At 43.6% G+C, this 16,596-nt stretch carries 19 protein-coding genes; 11 read left to right on the forward strand and 8 right to left on the reverse strand.

Annotation, left to right across the window (positions count from 1 at the left end):
- Positions 1-40: 40 nt before the first annotated feature.
- Positions 41-472 (reverse strand): PACE efflux transporter, encoded by a 432-nt coding sequence (locus DUN60_RS17595; protein WP_114634553.1) that lies wholly within the window; start codon positions 470-472, stop codon positions 41-43.
- Positions 473-601: 129 nt separating this feature from the next.
- Here DUN60_RS17595 and DUN60_RS17600 point away from each other — a divergent pair, with 129 nt between their 5' ends.
- Positions 602-1,489: a LysR family transcriptional regulator gene (locus DUN60_RS17600; RefSeq protein ID WP_114634556.1), complete on the forward strand. Its 888-nt coding sequence runs from the start codon at positions 602-604 to the stop codon at positions 1,487-1,489.
- Between the two features lie 112 nt (positions 1,490-1,601).
- Here DUN60_RS17600 and arsB read toward each other — a convergent pair whose 3' ends face one another.
- A complete protein-coding gene (gene arsB, locus DUN60_RS17605; protein ID WP_114634558.1) occupies positions 1,602-2,657 on the reverse strand; it encodes an ACR3 family arsenite efflux transporter in 1,056 nt (351 codons plus the stop codon).
- Between the two features lie 105 nt (positions 2,658-2,762).
- Entirely contained in the window at positions 2,763-3,104 is a 342-nt protein-coding gene (locus DUN60_RS17610; RefSeq protein WP_054545903.1) for an ArsR/SmtB family transcription factor, read from the reverse strand.
- A gap of 319 nt (positions 3,105-3,423) precedes the next feature.
- On the opposite strand from DUN60_RS17610, the gene DUN60_RS17615 reads away from it, so the two are divergent.
- From DUN60_RS17615 to DUN60_RS17625, 3 genes are all read left to right on the forward strand, one after another.
- The gene (locus tag DUN60_RS17615) at positions 3,424-4,221 is read left to right on the forward strand and encodes a Cof-type HAD-IIB family hydrolase (protein WP_114634560.1); all 798 of its coding nucleotides are present in this window, start codon (positions 3,424-3,426) and stop codon (positions 4,219-4,221) included.
- 153 nt (positions 4,222-4,374) lie between these two features.
- Positions 4,375-5,022 carry a DsbA family oxidoreductase gene (locus DUN60_RS17620; RefSeq protein WP_114634562.1) on the forward strand — a complete coding sequence of 216 codons (648 nt, stop codon included), beginning with the start codon at positions 4,375-4,377 and terminating at the stop codon, positions 5,020-5,022.
- A 34-nt stretch (positions 5,023-5,056) separates the two neighbouring features.
- On the forward strand, positions 5,057-6,250 hold the full coding sequence (locus DUN60_RS17625) for a winged helix-turn-helix domain-containing protein (RefSeq protein ID WP_114634564.1): 1,194 nt from the start codon (positions 5,057-5,059) through the stop codon (positions 6,248-6,250).
- 64 nt (positions 6,251-6,314) lie between these two features.
- On the opposite strand, the gene DUN60_RS17630 is transcribed toward DUN60_RS17625, so the two are convergent.
- Complete coding sequence (locus DUN60_RS17630; RefSeq protein WP_114634566.1) at positions 6,315-7,253, reverse strand: LysR substrate-binding domain-containing protein; 939 nt, start codon at positions 7,251-7,253, stop codon at positions 6,315-6,317.
- Positions 7,254-7,359: 106 nt separating this feature from the next.
- Here DUN60_RS17630 and DUN60_RS17635 point away from each other — a divergent pair, with 106 nt between their 5' ends.
- From DUN60_RS17635 to DUN60_RS24780, 4 genes are all read left to right on the forward strand, one after another.
- Positions 7,360-7,662, forward strand: a complete 303-nt coding sequence (locus tag DUN60_RS17635; RefSeq protein ID WP_114634568.1) for a putative quinol monooxygenase — start codon at positions 7,360-7,362, stop codon at positions 7,660-7,662.
- Positions 7,663-7,665: 3 nt separating this feature from the next.
- Positions 7,666-8,640, forward strand: coding sequence for a Gfo/Idh/MocA family protein (locus tag DUN60_RS17640; protein ID WP_114634570.1), 975 nt, complete (start codon positions 7,666-7,668; stop codon positions 8,638-8,640).
- Positions 8,641-8,839: 199 nt separating this feature from the next.
- Entirely contained in the window at positions 8,840-9,178 is a 339-nt protein-coding gene (locus DUN60_RS17645) for a Fis family transcriptional regulator (protein ID WP_114634572.1), read from the forward strand.
- Positions 9,179-9,231: 53 nt separating this feature from the next.
- A complete protein-coding gene (locus DUN60_RS24780; RefSeq protein WP_241901697.1) occupies positions 9,232-9,531 on the forward strand; it encodes a hypothetical protein in 300 nt (99 codons plus the stop codon).
- Between the two features lie 292 nt (positions 9,532-9,823).
- On the opposite strand, the gene DUN60_RS17655 is transcribed toward DUN60_RS24780, so the two are convergent.
- From DUN60_RS17655 to ulaR, 4 genes are all read right to left on the reverse strand, one after another.
- Complete coding sequence (locus DUN60_RS17655) at positions 9,824-10,723, reverse strand: AraC family transcriptional regulator (protein ID WP_114635756.1); 900 nt, start codon at positions 10,721-10,723, stop codon at positions 9,824-9,826.
- A 137-nt stretch (positions 10,724-10,860) separates the two neighbouring features.
- Entirely contained in the window at positions 10,861-11,103 is a 243-nt protein-coding gene (locus DUN60_RS17660; protein ID WP_102387940.1) for a hypothetical protein, read from the reverse strand.
- 64 nt (positions 11,104-11,167) lie between these two features.
- On the reverse strand, positions 11,168-12,235 hold the full coding sequence (gene ulaG / locus DUN60_RS17665) for an L-ascorbate 6-phosphate lactonase (protein ID WP_017072609.1): 1,068 nt from the start codon (positions 12,233-12,235) through the stop codon (positions 11,168-11,170).
- Between the two features lie 120 nt (positions 12,236-12,355).
- On the reverse strand, positions 12,356-13,111 hold the full coding sequence (ulaR, locus tag DUN60_RS17670) for an HTH-type transcriptional regulator UlaR (RefSeq protein ID WP_017072608.1): 756 nt from the start codon (positions 13,109-13,111) through the stop codon (positions 12,356-12,358).
- 340 nt (positions 13,112-13,451) lie between these two features.
- Here ulaR and DUN60_RS17675 point away from each other — a divergent pair, with 340 nt between their 5' ends.
- The 3 genes from DUN60_RS17675 (at position 13,452) to DUN60_RS17685 (ending at position 16,515) form a co-directional block, all read left to right on the forward strand.
- On the forward strand, positions 13,452-15,272 hold the full coding sequence (locus DUN60_RS17675; protein WP_102387942.1) for a PTS ascorbate-specific subunit IIBC: 1,821 nt from the start codon (positions 13,452-13,454) through the stop codon (positions 15,270-15,272).
- Between the two features lie 66 nt (positions 15,273-15,338).
- Complete coding sequence (locus tag DUN60_RS17680; protein ID WP_017072606.1) at positions 15,339-15,806, forward strand: PTS sugar transporter subunit IIA; 468 nt, start codon at positions 15,339-15,341, stop codon at positions 15,804-15,806.
- 10 nt (positions 15,807-15,816) lie between these two features.
- Positions 15,817-16,515, forward strand: coding sequence for an L-ribulose-5-phosphate 4-epimerase (locus DUN60_RS17685; RefSeq protein WP_016787381.1), 699 nt, complete (start codon positions 15,817-15,819; stop codon positions 16,513-16,515).
- Positions 16,516-16,596 lie beyond the last annotated feature (81 nt).

Consider the following 16,596-nt stretch of genomic DNA (forward strand, 5'->3'; position numbering starts at 1 on the left):
GGTAAATAATATGAGCCGTCTTCTTTTGAAGACGGCTTTATTAATTCAGCACACTTACTTTCCCTTTCGCAACCAATTGATCTCGGATCGAGTCATACGCCCAGTTGAACGCAATCGCGTAAAGTACGAAGAAGATAACAATCCCGATATCCATTACCAATACAGTCCAGAAATCGAGTTGAAGTACCCACATCAGTAGTGGGAACGACACCAACATCAAACCCAGTTCGAAACCTAAGCCGTGCAGAATACGTGTTTTCTTGGTTCGTTTGCTGCGGTCAGCACCGTAAATTTTATCGTAGCCGTAGTTGTAGACGTAGTTCCACGTCATCGCAATCAATGACAAAGATAGAGCTAACCCTGCCATTTTTACTGCTCCGCCACCGACAATGTAAGTTGCCGCTATAGCCATAAAAATCAAAGCAACTATTTCAAATAGCACCATGTGTAACATGCGTTCTTTATGTGACATTTTCTAACTCTCTTTACGATTAAATAGCCGCCGATGGGCTAATGACTTGGCTAGATAATATCTGCTTAAATGATAATATAAAGATGGTTAGCATCACATATGGTGATAGTAAGTATTAGGAGAAACCGAATGTACAACATTGAACAGCTAAAAATGTTTGTGTATGCCGTTGAATTAGGGTCATTTTCTGCTAGTGCGCGTCAATTGGGTAAAGTGCAGTCGGCAGTGAGCCAAGGTATCAGTAATCTTGAAATAGATTTTAATGTTGAGCTTTTTGATCGTTCGACTCGAAAGCCTTCACTAACCGAAGCGGGCGAGCAGTTATTCAAACAGGTGAAAGCGATCGTGCTTCAGGTTGAAGATCTGAATGTGACGGTTAATGCGATGGGTAGCGGTGAAGAGGGGCTCATCAAAATTGCATTAGATGATTCATTACTGGTCCCGAACCTATCTAAAATCCTGAGTGAATTCAGTAAACAATTCCCTGCGACTGAAGTTGAACTGGTTGCGTGTACCACAACGGAGGTCAATCCGCTGATTATCGAAGAGAGAGCCGATATTGGATTGATGTTTACCAACTTGGCTTTTGATGTCGGCTCTGAGCCTTGCTTTATCGGCCACTTGCCGTTTATTGCTGTGTGTCATCCAAGTCATGTGCTCGCAAAAACAGGTGTTGCGAAACTCTCTGACTTACTCCCGCATCGTCAGTTAATGTTGAGGGGAGACAAAGGTAAGGTGATGGATCAGTTTCCGCTGATTGCCGGTAAGGTATGGTGGTCAAACAGCTTTATTGTTATCAAAGAGGTGGTGCTCGGCAGTGATATTGGCTGGGCATATTTACCCAAACACCTTGTCGAAGAGGAGTTGGATAAGCAACGTTTAGTGGAGATTAATGTCTCATTCGATCACAAAACATGGTCGCCGCCCGTTGATCTTGTTTTGTCTAAAACACGTTCAAAAGGCCCAGCATTGCTTTGGCTTGAACAAGCATTGAAAGGCCTATTAGACGAAACGTAAGCTGGGCGAGACTTAAATTGGATCAAACTAAATAAAGAAAAGGCTCACCGTTTAACGTGTGAGCCTTTCTGTTCAAAGTGATGCAGCTTTTTGTTCGCTCTAGCTCTAGATGCTAGACGTTAGGTTTAACTGTTTGACCATTGTAATACTTGTCTTTCATCTTAAGCGCCACGTTCACTAGGTAAATCAACACAGGTACTTCAATCAGTGGACCGATAACACCGGCAAACGCTTGGTCTGAGTTGATACCGAATACTGAGATTGCCACTGCGATTGCTAGCTCGAAGTTGTTACCTGTCGCTGTGAATGCAATTGATGCGTTCTTGTCGTATTCAATACCCATCTTCTTACCAATGAAGAAGCTGATGAAGAACATCGCTGTGAAGTAGATAGTCAGTGGAACCGCAATCAACAATACGTCCATTGGCAGCTCAACAATCATCTCGCCTTTTAGGCTGAACATCAGCACGATAGTCGCCAGTAGAGCAATCAGTGTGATTGGTGAGATACGTGGAATGAACACATCGTTGTACCACTGCTCGCCTTTCATCGACACTAGGATCTTACGGCTTAGGAAGCCTGCTAGGAATGGGATACCTAGGTAGATAAGAACACTGTGTGCAATATCGATCATCGAGATATCAACCATCATGCCTTCGTAACCGAATACTGGTGGAAGAACGCTGATGAATAGCCACGCCATAAAGCTGTAGCTCACCACTTGGAATGCACTGTTTAGAGCAACTAATGCTGCACCATATTCTTTGTTACCGCCGCCGATGTCGTTCCAAACCAGAACCATTGCCACACAACGAGCAAGACCAATCAGAATGACGCCGACCATGTAACCTGGGTGGTCGCCTAAGAATGTTAGCGCCAACACAAACATCAGAATTGGGCCAACTAACCAGTTCATGATTAAAGATAGCTTGATGGCTTTCTTATCTTTGACCACGGTGCCTAACAGGTTGTAGTCAACCTTAGCCAGAGGTGGGTACATCATTAAGATAAGGCCAATCGCAAGTGGAATGTTGGTAGTACCAACCGACATCGATTCATTCCACTGTTCGATCTGTGGGAATAGGGTGCCAAGCAAAACGCCAAGGCCCATAGCGATAAAGATCCACAACGTTAAATAGCGATCTAGAAAACCTAATTTTGGTTTCATGATATTTTCTCTTTGGTTGATATCGTCAATCGTCGAAAAACGATATTTAAAAGCAAAAAAATACGCTTAGTTTATTCTGTATTCGACAAACTAAGCGTGATAAATCTATTTCAAAATGGTGTCGATCAGCGATTCAAATTGCTGAATATTATCGCGGTTAATGCGATAGCACATCTTCGGTGGTATCGATTCAGCAGTGATGAAACCTGAGGTTTTCAAGATTCTTAGGTGCTCTGATACGGTTGATTGAGCCAAACCTAATTCACTCACCAAGTCACTGTTCAAACAGCCGCCCGATTTTTCTAACGTTGAAAGGATACTCAATATACGAACTCTTGCTGGGTGAGCGAGCGCTTTGGCCAGAGCTGCCATTTGCGTTTCAGCTTCGGTATCACCATGTCCGATTGGTAGAGCACAGCTACCAGTTGTAGGGCAAGTTTCGTTCATATTGATGTTTCGCTTTCTATAATCGTTAAAAGACGATTGATGGTAAGCCTATTTCTTTTATTGGTCAACGCGAAATTTAAAAGTCGGCTTAAGTTGGCATATTAAATCAGTGGTTTTAGTTGAGTTTGATACTCGATTTTTATCTGTTTTTACCTTCTTATTGCGCATAAACAAGATCTTAGATTTAAACAAAGAAATCGACCGAAAAGCGTTGCATTCATTGGCTACTCTAACGATATAATCGAACGAAGAACCGTTACACAAGATAACGAAAAATCATAATTTACACTTTAATTTTTACTTATAGGTAAGCCCTGAAATGCCACAACAGAACATCAAATTTATCGCTGCTGATATGGACGGCACTCTGCTTAATGAACATGGGAAGTTAGATCCAGAATTCTTCAATCTTTATGAGCGACTAGAAGCTCAAAACATTATTTTTGCTGCGGCATCGGGTCGTCAGTACTACAGCTTGATGGAAACCTTTTCCCCGCTAAAAGATCGCATGATGTTCGTTGCTGAAAACGGCACATTAGTGATGCACAAAGGCCAAGAGCTCTACAGCTGCTTACTTGATACTGATGCCATCAAAGACATCATCAAAGAAGCGCGTGCCATTGAAGGTGCACATGTGGTGCTTTGTGGTAAGAAATCAGCGTACATCGAAACCAAAGATGAGCGTGCTTTAGCGGAGATCTCTAAGTACTACCATCGCCGAGAGCAAGTAGAAGACTTACTGGCGGTAGAAGACGATTTCATCAAGGTGGCTATCTGTCACTTCGACGGTTCACAAGAGAAAGTGAACCCAACTATTGATGCCAAATTCGGTGAGAACTACCAAGTGGTGGTAAGTGCAAAAATTTGGTTGGATGTGATGAACGCTGAAGCGTCAAAAGGTGCGGCGATTAAACATCTACAGAACACATTAGGTTTCACTTACGAGCAGACCATGAGTTTTGGTGATTACCTGAATGACTTGGAAATGCTTAAAGAGAGCTACCACTCTTACGCGATGGAAAACGCGCATCCAAAGTTAAAAGAGATCGCACGTTTTAGCGCGCCAAGTAACGTCGATGCCGGTGTGTTCCAAGTGCTTGAGAAGTTGCTAGCGTAACGCTCTTAAGCTCCACAGATTTTTATCAAAGCCAACTCGTGAACATGAGTTGGCTTTTTTGTTGGCTGCTGGCGTATTTAGCTGGTTTGAACGATTGTTCAAAATGGTGTAACTTGTATTGGATACGCCTAATCAACGATATTTGGAATGACGATGAGCAACAAACTTCAACTCGATATTATTTCTGACGTAATGTGCCCATGGTGCGTGGTCGGTTACAAAAACTTAGAACAAGCTATTACTGAGCTTGGCTTAGCAGAGCAAATTGAACTTGAATGGCAGCCGTTTGAGTTGAATCCAGATATGCCGCAAGAAGGTGAAAACTTGCGCGACCACATCATGAGAAAATACGGCTCTAGTGCAGAAGAGAGCCAAAGTTCCCGTGAGCAATTGGCTGCCCGTGGCCAAGCGGTTGGTTTCGATTTCAATTTCTACGACAGCATGAGAATGGTCAATTCACGTCATCTACATGTACTTCTCGATTTTGCACTAGCGCACGGTAAACAGACTGAGTTAAAGCTACGCTTCTTTACGGCTCACTTCACAGAGCAAAAAGATCTGTCTGATCTTGAGGTTATCGCACAAGAACTTGAAGCGGTTGGGTTCGATTCCACGAAAGCGCTGAAACGTCTAAAGAACATCGAAAACTTGAAGCAAATTGAAGCGCAAGAGTTTGAATGGCAGCGTATGGGGATCTCTGCGGTTCCTACCGTGGTATTCAACCGTAAGAGTGCAGTGACAGGTGCGCAGACGGTCGAAACGTACAAGCAAATTCTTCAAGAGCTTATTGCTGAATCATAAGCCGGTCATTGGTATCAATTAGAGTCTGAATTTCATGGAATCACTTTCACTCGCTCAAGCGCAAAAAATTGTACTGCTTTCTCAAAAGCTGCCGCCTAAGAAGCAACGTAATGGGGGTGCCTTGGCGAACACGCTGTCTGCGATTGAAAAGCTTGGGTATGTGCAAATTGATACCATTTCTGTGATTCAGCGAGCTCACCATCATACGCTGTGGAATCGCAATCAAGACTACCAACTTAACCATCTGGATAAGCTGTTAGAGCGTCGAGAAGTGTTTGAGTATTGGTCGCACGCTGCCGCGTATTTACCCATGCGCGACTACCGCTTCAGCCTGCATCGAAAGAATGGATTCGCAAGCGGTAAGCTTAAGTATTGGTACAAAAAAGACGACGCACTGATGGCACATGTTCTCAAACGTATTGAGAGCGAAGGGCCATTAATGGCGAAAGACTTTGAAGGGGATAGACCAAACCCCGGCGGATGGGGCGGTAAACCTGCCAAACAGGCACTAGAAACTTTGTTTATGCAAGGTGACTTAATGGTGCCGAGCCGAGTGAACTTCCATAAGGTGTATGACCTAACTGAACGAGTTTTGCTGAGTGGTATTGATACCTCAGAACCAACGGAACAAGAGTACATCGAGCATCTAATTACGCGTTATTTAGAAGCTAATGGTGTGGGAATAGCGTCGGAAATGAGCTATCTACTCAAGAACACAAAACCTCTGATTCAGACAACACTCCAGCAGATGCTTGAAGATAAGCAGTTGATGAAAGTAGATATTCAAGGCTCGGATTATTATGTGTTGCCGGATGCTTTCGAACTATTGAATCAACCTCTTTCTAGAACCAAGTTAAAGATACTGTCTCCGTTCGACAATCTGTTGATTCAACGTAAGCGAATGCAATCACTGTTCAACTTTGATTACCTTCTTGAGTGTTATGTACCTGAAGCTAAGCGTCAGTTTGGTTATTTTAGCTTACCGATTCTGTGGCAAGGTGAGCTGGTGGCTCGAATGGATTGTAAAGTTGATAGGAAGAGTGGTTTGCTCAATATCCGTAACTTGGTTGTGGAAGAGCGAATTAAAAACCATGAGTCGTTGGTTCATGCTTTATGCGATGAGCTAAAACACTTCATGGTGTTTAACCAATGTGATGAAATGATCGTCCATAACACCACGCCCTCTGAGCTTGGCAAGCGCTTAATGAGCCATTGGCAAACAGTCTAGCGGTTTTGTTGTTAAAAAACTCTTCGTTACTTAGAAGCCTCTTTGCTAATTCGTCAGCGCTTAGTTACTCATAAAGAGTAGCTAACAAGAATTCGACAAAGGTTCGGTTCTTCAATGACAGTTGCTTAGTTTTGTACAACAAGTGGATCGGTTTAGGTAACGGTGCCATGCCGGGCAAGATCTCCAATAGCATTCCACGCTCAATTTCTTCTGCAACTAAGATAGTCGGCTGTAACAACACGCCTACGCCTTGCAGGGCAGCATATCGCAACACATCCCCATTGTTCGACATCAAACGTACTTGCCCTTTATTCACCGCGCTATGCGTTGCTTGGTGGTTCTGAGGGGCTAGGAGTTGCGATTCACTGCTTTGCGCACCCCGCGCTTGTGCATCTCGACCACTCACATCACGACGACTGCTATAGCTGAATCCAAGCGATGGGTGTTGTGCAAGGTCTTCCAACACACGGATTTCTGCATGTTGGCTAAGGTACTCAGGAGCCGCGCAGTAACACATCTCATAATCCCCTAAGTATCTAGCGACTAAACTAGAGTCAGATAGATCGCCGATTCGCACAATCAAATCAATATCGGATGAATAAGGGTCGACAAGGTCGTTGTTCAACACGAGTTCGACGTTGATCGTTGGGTGATTTGCGAGGAACTTAGCCACTATCGGGGCAAGTACCTTGTTTCCATAGGTGACCGGGCAGTTTATTTTTACCGTGCCTTGAGGCTGGTTTTCCAAGGTTTGAATCAGGTTTTCAGCATTGCTGATGTCTTCAAGAATTCGTTTACATTCTCGATAATAAAGCTGACCTGAATCGGTTAAAGATTGCTTACGCGTGGTGCGATGAATCAGCTGAGAGTTAAGGCTCGTTTCAAGGTGGTGGACATGTTTACTGATCATGGTTGCTGACAGGTTGAAGTGGTTGGCGGCGCTGCGAAAGCTGCCTTGCTCCACTACGTAAACGAAGACCTTCATGCTGGTTAACTTATCCATTAAACACTCTCAGTTGATAAATAATAAACAAAAGGTGAGTTTATCAATTATTAGGGGTTAATTATATTAATGGCAAACCGACAATTAACTAAAATAAGAGCGTGAAATGCCTCAAACGAATAAAACCATCTTTGTCACAGCCGAACTTAAGATCAAAACCAACATAGAGCGAGCTGCTGCGATCGAAGCTATCGAACAGTTTTGTTTAGACATGCAAAGCGAACCTGGCTGCCTACAAGCAATAGCAACCTATGATCAAAACCAAAGCGCCCGTGTGATTTTGCTTGAGCAATACGCAAACCGTGAAGCGATTAATCAGCACTTTGGTATGCCTCATACCCAAGCGTTTATTGAGCGTGACATTACCGAGTTGGTTCAAGCGTTCGAAACTCAGAAGCAGGAGAAATAAACCATGAAATGGGGAATCCTAGGAACCAGCTTTATCTCAGGCGTAATGGCCGATGCGATTAAAGGCGATGCTAAAAGTGAGCTGTATGCCGTCGCTGGACGCACAGAGAAAACACTCAATGAGTTTGCGGCGCAGTACCAGCCAACATTGACCTTCAACAGCTATGAAGCTTTGATTGAAGATGAGTCAGTCGACATCATCTACATTGCTCTACCAAACCATGTTCACCACGAATACGTTATTAAAGCGGCTCAAAAAGGCAAAGCGATTCTGTGTGAAAAGTCGTTGTCGGTTGATATGGAAAAAACCGAACAAGCTCTGCAAGCTGTCAAAGCGTCCGGTGTGTTCTTCGCTGAAGGTTTGATGTATCTAAACCACCCGCTTATCGCCAAGCTTCATCAAGAGTTGGCAACCGGTGAGATTGGTGAGGTGCGCTCTATTCAAGGGTCTTATGTTGCGGCGATTGACCAGTTCGTGAACCCTGCGAGCAAAGGCGCATTGTATAATCTGGGTTGTTATCCAATGTCTCTGATCCACTCTGTCGCGCAACAGCAATTTGGTGAGAGTGTGTTTGATGATGTGCAGATCTCAGCAATCGGTCGACGAGGCCAAGATGGCAATATTTGTGAATCGTCGGCGCTGATGCGCTTCAATGACCGTTTTACCGCACAAATCCATACCGCAGAAGACCACGGCTTAAAGCATGGCTTCACGATTCTAGGCAGCAAAGGCTGCATCACTCTCGAAACCACCCCATGGTTACCGACCGAAGAAAACTCGTTCACTGTTGAGATCTATGAAACGTCGACACGCGAAGTGAAAGTCGAAGCGCAAGGCGATGGCTTCCATTATCAAGTGCGTAATATCCGCCAAGCAGTTGAGCAAGGTGACACGCAACTTGCTGCGCCAATGGCGACTCATCAAGATTCTCGCGTAATCATGAAGTTATTGACTGATTGGGAGCTCGCGGCGAGCTAACATCTTCGTAAATTCTATATTCGCCTCATGTTTGATTGTCTCGTCAGTGATCAAGCAGGAGGCGTTTCCTCTATATCTTCCAGTCGAGACTCTCCCAATAAATACTTTGCATTTGAAACAGTCACAGTGTCCAATGTCGTTCAAACAATATTGACCGAAAAACCTTATTTTTTAAGGTGTTAAATAGGAAGTTTGCTGCATGCGTAAATCAGATAAGAAGATCGAAAATCAAATCAGAGACGTGTTAACAGACGTGTGTGAAGCTACGTTGAAAGGCTACGATGGTTTTCTTTGGGTGACTCATACGGTCAATTTCTCTTCTTTTCCACAGAGCCTAAAAATCGTCTGCGTATTCGACACCAATCAAGATAGAGCTAACTTCTTAGAGGGAGGAGGTCAGCAGGAGGTCTCTGTTACCATCCAAAAGGCGTTTAGTCAGGTTGGGATTACATTGAAAAATATCGATAAGCATGTGAGCTTCGATACACAAGAGAATTGCGACCGTGACCATCAAGGTAAGTGGAATAAAAGGCTTTAGTACTCTTACTTCTTTAGAGATCCCCCCCTGTGTTGTGATAAAAAGGTCGTGAAATGAAAAAAGCTCAAATATCGCTTAACAAGAACACACTACTAGGTGTGTTCGAGCAATTTTCAATATTAGCCTTATGGCTGCTCGCAGGAAGTGTCGTTTGGTTTGTTTGGTTTATGTGGGGGATTAACGTTGTCCCCTTTGACGATCCTTACCTCTCTGATACTGAGTATCAACGTCTAATTGAGCAAGAAACTCAGCTGATCAATATCGGCCTATGGGTAGGTAAGCTCTATATCGCGTGTGTGGTGATGTTTTTTATTGTACGCGTTAGGAAAGTACTTCGAGCCTCAAGCGATTGATGAAATCAGTAAGGGTTTCGCTTTGAACTGTCTTAACTGTTAGATGGAAATGGTAAGGCAAAATTTAGCTTACCTCCAGTTTGTATCCCACTCATTTTGATTGTCATGGTCCAAATCCGTTTGGGCTATGACATTACTGGTGTCTACTAGTATTTATTCTCATTTATTGACTAAAAAGCTTTGAAACAGGCCGGCTCTATCTCCAACCTAATTACGTAACAAAGCTGTTGGAAAGCGATCTAAAGAGACGAAAGCCTACGCGAAGTAGGCTTTGTTATTGTATTTACTCTTTTTACTTAATTGCAGTACAGAAGCTGACGTCTGAATGGTGAGTTTGCGGGTCGTAGCTGTGGTAGAGCTCAAAACAAGGTCGGTCTTCGGTTTCAATGCCGGATTCAATGACGTTACTCATTAAATCATCCCATGCTTTTGCATATTGACCGACTTCGGTGATCGTTTGTCTCATCACCGCATATTGCCCACCGGGAAAATCTTTTAATTCGATCCCACTTGGCACTTCAGTGTCGTCTGAAACCATCAAGCAGATGTCTGTTCGGCACTTATCTGTTGGAGTGATTTCTGGATTGTCATGATAGATAAAGATGCAACTATTACTCGCTAGTCCTTTCATTTCTGCCCATTGATAAAGACGACCGCTTGGCTCTTCATAACCTTGTCCATAGGGGCCAGTCACTCGTACATACGCCAGTTTCGATGCTTCAAATTGTTGTGTTTTCATTGCCATACTCCATGTTGAAAGTTCGGAGTTAGTATATGAATTGCCGTCAGTTGCATCGTTTCCATTCTTGCGCAATGAGTGTCCAATCTTGCTATTTCGAGTTAACTCGCTGAACGCTTGGTAATCTTCGCAATCGCGAAATGCACTCGGTGTTACACCGAAATGTTGTTTGAATGCCTTGGCAAAGCTCTGAGACGATGAAAAGCCATAATCCAATGCGACGTTAATAATAGGTTGTTTGGATTTGAAGAGATCATTGGCTGCCGCTTCGAGTCTCAATCGTCTGATGAAATCAGCAAGTGTCTCACCCTGAACAGCCTTAAAAGTACGATGAAAATGGTAGGGTGAAAAGTTGGCTAACGCCGCGACTTCTGGCAGGTTTAATGGCTCATTAAAGCGTTTTTCTAGATAACGGATAACGGGAATCAGTCGTTTGTGATAGTCAACTTTCATTGCTTTGCTCGCCTGTCTTGGCTTGTTATTGGTATCAGACAGAGAGCCTAACCTATCCAAACAGAGTTTCAATATTCACAGTGTAAAGGTGAGATGGACAAAGGGGATCATGTGATGAACTGGGGGTTCAGAAGGCTCTAGAGGTTTTGCATATCGACTGATTGATGATTGAAGCCAATTGATCTTGCAGCATTAAGCAGAGCTTGTTGGGTTTTGAACACTCTTGGTTTCAGCTTTCTGTCAGACTCTAAGAAACTATTTACTCCCCACTTACTGCTTCGAACCATTAGATAATAACCATCATTATTCGGAGAGTTAACGGCGACGGCTGATTCTAGATCACCACGCTTGAAGTGATGTTTAAATTCGCGCAACAACATAAAAATTCCATTTTAGTAGATAAAGAAAAGGGAGCTCATGCTCCCTCTTTGGTTGATTTTCTAATTACAAGAATGCGCGGTATGGCAGTTCTGGGTCATTTTTAAAGATATCTGCAAATCCGCGGAAGTGTTGGTAGTGCATGCGACCTTTATCTGTTGGGTAAGTGTATCGACCACCGACTTGCCAGAAGAAAGGTGCGAAGCCGTATTGGAGACGCTCTTTCTTCATGTTCCAAAGCATTTCAATTTCACGTGGGTCGTTTTGGAAGTTAGCCCAGATATCGTGGTGGAAAGGAACCACGACTTCACAATCCAAAGATTCAGCGGCACGTAAAATGTCTGAAGAAGTCATTTTGTCAGTCACGCCACGTGGGTTCTCACCGTAAGAAAGCAGTGCCACATCGATCTTGTGGTCGTTACCGTGTTTAGCGTAGTAGTTTGAGTAGTGTGAATCACCAGAGTGGTAAACAGAACCGCCGGTAGTTTCTACTAAGTAGTTCACTGCACGGTCGTCCATGCCGCCTAAGATCTCGGTATCTAAAGAAGAAGTGCCTTCAGGCAGTGTCACAAGTGCAGTACGGTCGAATGCGTCTAGAACTTTGATGTTCACGTCTTTGATCTTAATCTCGTCGCCAACTTTCGCGATAACACAACGATCTTCTGGCACACCCCATTTCATCCATAAATCAACACACGCTTTAGGACCAATGAATTTAACGTGATCGCCACAGTTTTGTAGAACGGCTGCCGCAACGTTGATATCAATATGATCGCCGTGATCGTGAGATGCCATAACTGCATCGATCTCTTTAATAGCGAAAGGGTCCAATGGGAAGATTGCAGTTCGTAGGTTAGGTTGAAGTGCCTCAACGCCACCCATTCGCATCATTTGGTGCTGGTTTTTCATTTTTTGAACTGCTTGAGTTTTTTTACCAGTACCACACCAGAAGTCCATTGATAGGTTTGCGCCACCTTCTGATTTTAGCCAAATACCTGTACAACCAAGCCACCACATAGAAAACGTATTAGGTTGCACGACTGTTTGTTCAATCTCTTCATTTAACCATGTACCCCACTCAGGGAATGTATTTAGGATCCAAGACTCGCGAGTGATTTCGTTTACATTGCTCATGATAATACCTTTTATTTCACTAATTTGATTAATTTTGGATGTAGGGAGCCGAGCGCCTTAATTTGGATTAAGGCACTGAGCTGAATTTATTATTATTTGTGGGCTAGTTTGCCCTGTGATTTAAACTAGGATGACTTGCGTCCCTTGAGCTTCAATCTGTTTTACGACTTCTGGATTAGCGTTTTTGCCTGTGATGACTATGTCTATTTGTTTGGTGTTGCAAAATAGCATTCCAGTACGTTGGCCAACTTTTGAACTGTCGACCACGACAACAAGTTTATCGACCTGTTCTAGCATTTGTTGTTCGGCCACAGCCGTTAACATGTCAGCTTTATACAGCCCTGCGTCAGTTAAGCCCTTGCCTGAGGTAAACATCCAGTTTCCAGCGTAGCCACCTAATGAATTAGGGGATGGGTTTAGAAAGATGTTCTGTGCTTTATTGTATTGACCGCCAATGATGATGACATCGTCATGATCTTCGTTGATCAAATAGCTTGCGAGTGGGAAGTAGTTCGTTACGATTTGAACGTCATCGCCACATAATTGCTGGCCCAGTAGAAAAGCAGTAGAGCCGCAGTTGATCACGATTGTATCGCCAGCGTCACACAGCCCAGCGGCTGCTTGTGCAATCTCCGCTTTCTCTTCATAGAACTCAGTGCTGTTGATATTGAGTGGTGACCATTTTCTCTTTTGAGTCTCTACTCGTTCTGCACCATTTCGAATTTTTCTCAGCCTGCCAACTTCATCTAGTTTAGCGATATCACGTCTGGCGGTAGCAGGTGAAACACTAAATCTATCAATGATATGTGAGACGTTAATCGTCTGCATATCTTCTAATAGCGACAAGATGCCGTTATGTCTTTGTACTTCATTCATTTTTATCACTCTTTATGTCGTTGTGACAATTTGATGATTACTTTTGATTTGTTTTGATTCTAATAATCACCATCGTGATTGTCAAACTACATCGCTATAAAAATCAGACTTCAATCACAATGTTTCGTAAGTCGTTGATTTTATAGGGTTTGATGTTTTTGTGTGTGATCCCAAGCTCAATTAGACACATTCTGGGTGTGGTTAATTGATATAAATCAAAGTAATCACAAGTGAGCATTGAATGATTACTTTTGATTGGTAAAGTCTAGTTCGTGAGCAAAACTAGACATCATCACATCCTACATACCATTAAAATTAAAAATTAATCAGGGGTAAAGATATGGAATTCTTATATGATATTTTCTATATTTTTTACAGTCAGGTAATGACCAAAGCACCATTGCTACTCGGTCTTGTTACTTGTCTGGGTTACATTCTACTCAAGCGTGACGCAACAACTATTATCTCCGGCTCTATTAAAACCATCGTTGGTTTCATGATAGTGCAGGTAGGTGCAGGAACATTGGTAGCAGGTTTCAAACCAGTTATTGAGAAAATGAGTGAGATTCATGGATTAACGGGGTCTGTTATTGATCCGTACACCTCTATGATGTCGACTATGGAAACCATGGGTGACAATTATTCTTGGGTTGGATATGCCGTATTGCTGGCACTTGGGTTAAACATTCTTCTTGTTGCCTTCCGTCGTGTCACTGGTATCAGAACCATCATGCTTACGGGACATATCATGTTCCAACAAGCTGGCCTCATTGCCGTTTTCTACTTCGTGCTTGGTGCAGGTATGTGGGAAACCATCATTTATTCAGCAATATTGATGGCATTGTACTGGGGTATTTCGTCGAACATTATGTTCAAACCTACCCAAGAAGTTACGGGTGGGGCGGGTTTCTCTATTGGTCACCAACAACAGTTTGCGTCATGGGTAGCGACTAAAGTTGCACCAAAGCTTGGCGACAAAAATGACAGTGTTGATCACATCAAACTGCCTAAATGGTTACACATTTTCCACGATAGCATTGCAGCAACAACGTTAGTAATGACTGCTTTCTTCGGCATTATCCTTCTTTCATTTGGTCTTGATAACCTTCAAGACATGGCAGGCAAAACGCACTGGTTTATCTACATTTTCGAAACTGGTTTGAAATTCGCAGTGGCTATTCAAGTTATCGTGACGGGCGTTCGTATGTTCGTAGCGGAGTTATCTGAAGCCTTTAACGGTATTTCTCAACGTCTTATTCCTAATGCTGTTTTAGCAATCGATTGTGCAGCTATCTACGCATACTCTCCAAATGCAATGGTATTCGGTTTCATGTGGGGCGCTGTTGGTCAATTCACTGCGGTTCTTGCGATGTTAGCGTTTGATGCTCCTATCATGATCATTCCTGGCTTCATCCCAATGTTCTTCTCGAATGCCACTATCGGTGTATTTGCGAACCACTTCGGTGGCTGGAAAGCCGTCATGAAGATCTGTTTCGTGATGGGCATTATCGAAGTTGTCGGTTCAGCTTGGGCAATCAACATCTTTGCTCAATCAGGTACTGAGTTTAATGGCTGGATGGGCATGGCTGATTGGGCTCTGGTATTCCCGCCAATTATGCAAGGTATCTCTAGTTCTAATATGTTCTTCTTCGGGATTTTAGCTTTGGCTGGTGTCTACATGTTCTTCGCTTCTAAACAACTACGAGCAGAAGAAGACGCGGAAAAACAAGCTGAAACAATGACAGCAGTAACGCCAGAAGGCATTGAGATTGAAATTGCAGCACCACAACAATCGACAGCAACCGCTGAAGCGCCATCGGTTTCCACAACAACAGAATCTAGAGTATCGGCGGCTGACCAGAAACCGGTTCGTGTCTTAGTGTGCTGTGGTTCAGGACAAGGTTCTTCAATGATGTGCTCTAAGAAAATCAAAGAGTACTTGGACAAGAAAGGCATCCCAAGTTCGACGTTTAACAGCGCCATTACTGATTACAAATCTCACCTTGGTTCATTTGACATCATCGTTACTTCAGTTGCTCTTGCAGCGAAGATTACGGGTTTGCCTGAAGGCAAGCAGCAGTTAGCGGTGAAGAACATGATTATGGTGAAAACTTTCGGCGACGAACTGGTTTCTATCATCGAGACCAACTTCCACAAATAATTAGAAACGGCTCAGTGGTACATCACCACTGAGTCAATAAAAACAATTATATAAGTGAGCAATAACATGAACCTGAAAGAATCTCTTATCCAAAACAACTCTATCCTGCTGAACGCAAAAGCAGTTGATTGGAAAGCGGCAATTAAGCTCGGTACTGACGCATTGGTCAAGGCAGGGATTGCTGAAGAACGTTACTACGAGGCGATTACCAAGGCAATCGGTGAAGAAGGCCCTTACATCTGTATTCATGACGCGTTCGCGTTGCCTCATTGCCGTCCTGAAGATGGCGTGATTCGCACTGGTTTTGCGTTAACCGTGCTTGAAACGCCGATTACTTTTGAAGGTGTTGATGAGCCTGTTGATGTTCTGATCACGCTGGCGGGTAAAGACTCTGAAGAACACATCGAAGGCACGATGCAAGTGGCTAATTTGATTGAATTTGATGAAGACTTCTCAAAACTTCGCGCATGTAAAAGCCCTGAAGAGGTGGCGCGTTTAATTGATGCTGCACTGCTGCAAGCGGAAGCCGCGTAAGGAGACAATTATGTCTAAATATAGCCAATTGAAACAACGCGTCTTAGAGGCCAATTTGCAGCTACCTAAGTACGGTTTGGTGACATTCACTTGGGGCAATGTCTCTGAGTTTGACCGTACTAATGGCGTGATAGCGATTAAGCCATCAGGTGTCGAATACTGCGATATGACAGCTGAAGATATGGTGGTCGTCGATCTAGAAGGCAACATTGTTGAAGGGAAACTCAATCCTTCAAGTGATACCGCAACTCATTTAGAGCTTTACAAAGCTTTCCCTGAGGTCAGTGGCATTGTTCACACGCATTCACGCAGTGCCACAATTTGGGCGCAAGCCGGCATCGATATTCCAGCCTTGGGTACCACTCATGCTGATTATTTCTACGGTGACATCCCATGTACACGTCGATTGTCTCACTCTGAAATTGCTGAAGAGTACGAGAAAAATACTGGCTTGGTGATCATTGAAGAGTTCAAGCAGCGTCGAATCGATCCAATGGCAGTTCCAAGCGTGATTGTTGCAGGACATGCACCTTTCTCTTGGGGCAAAGACGCCAACGATGCGGTTCACAACGCGGTGGTATTAGAAGAAGTTTCTGCAATGGCGTTGGCAACGCGCACCTTGAATAGCGGCATCAAAATTCAGCCAGAACTATCCGACAAACACTACTTACGTAAGCACGGTGAAAATGCTTATTACGGCCAACAGTAAATCGGCTTTTCGTTTAAATAAGCCGTTCAAGTAAGCCGTTTAACGAGCTTCGGCTCTAAGTAGTTTCAATATTGATTAGGC

The sequence above is a fragment of the Vibrio splendidus genome, assembly GCF_003345295.1.
Taxonomy (GTDB): Bacteria; Pseudomonadota; Gammaproteobacteria; order Enterobacterales; family Vibrionaceae; genus Vibrio; species Vibrio splendidus_K.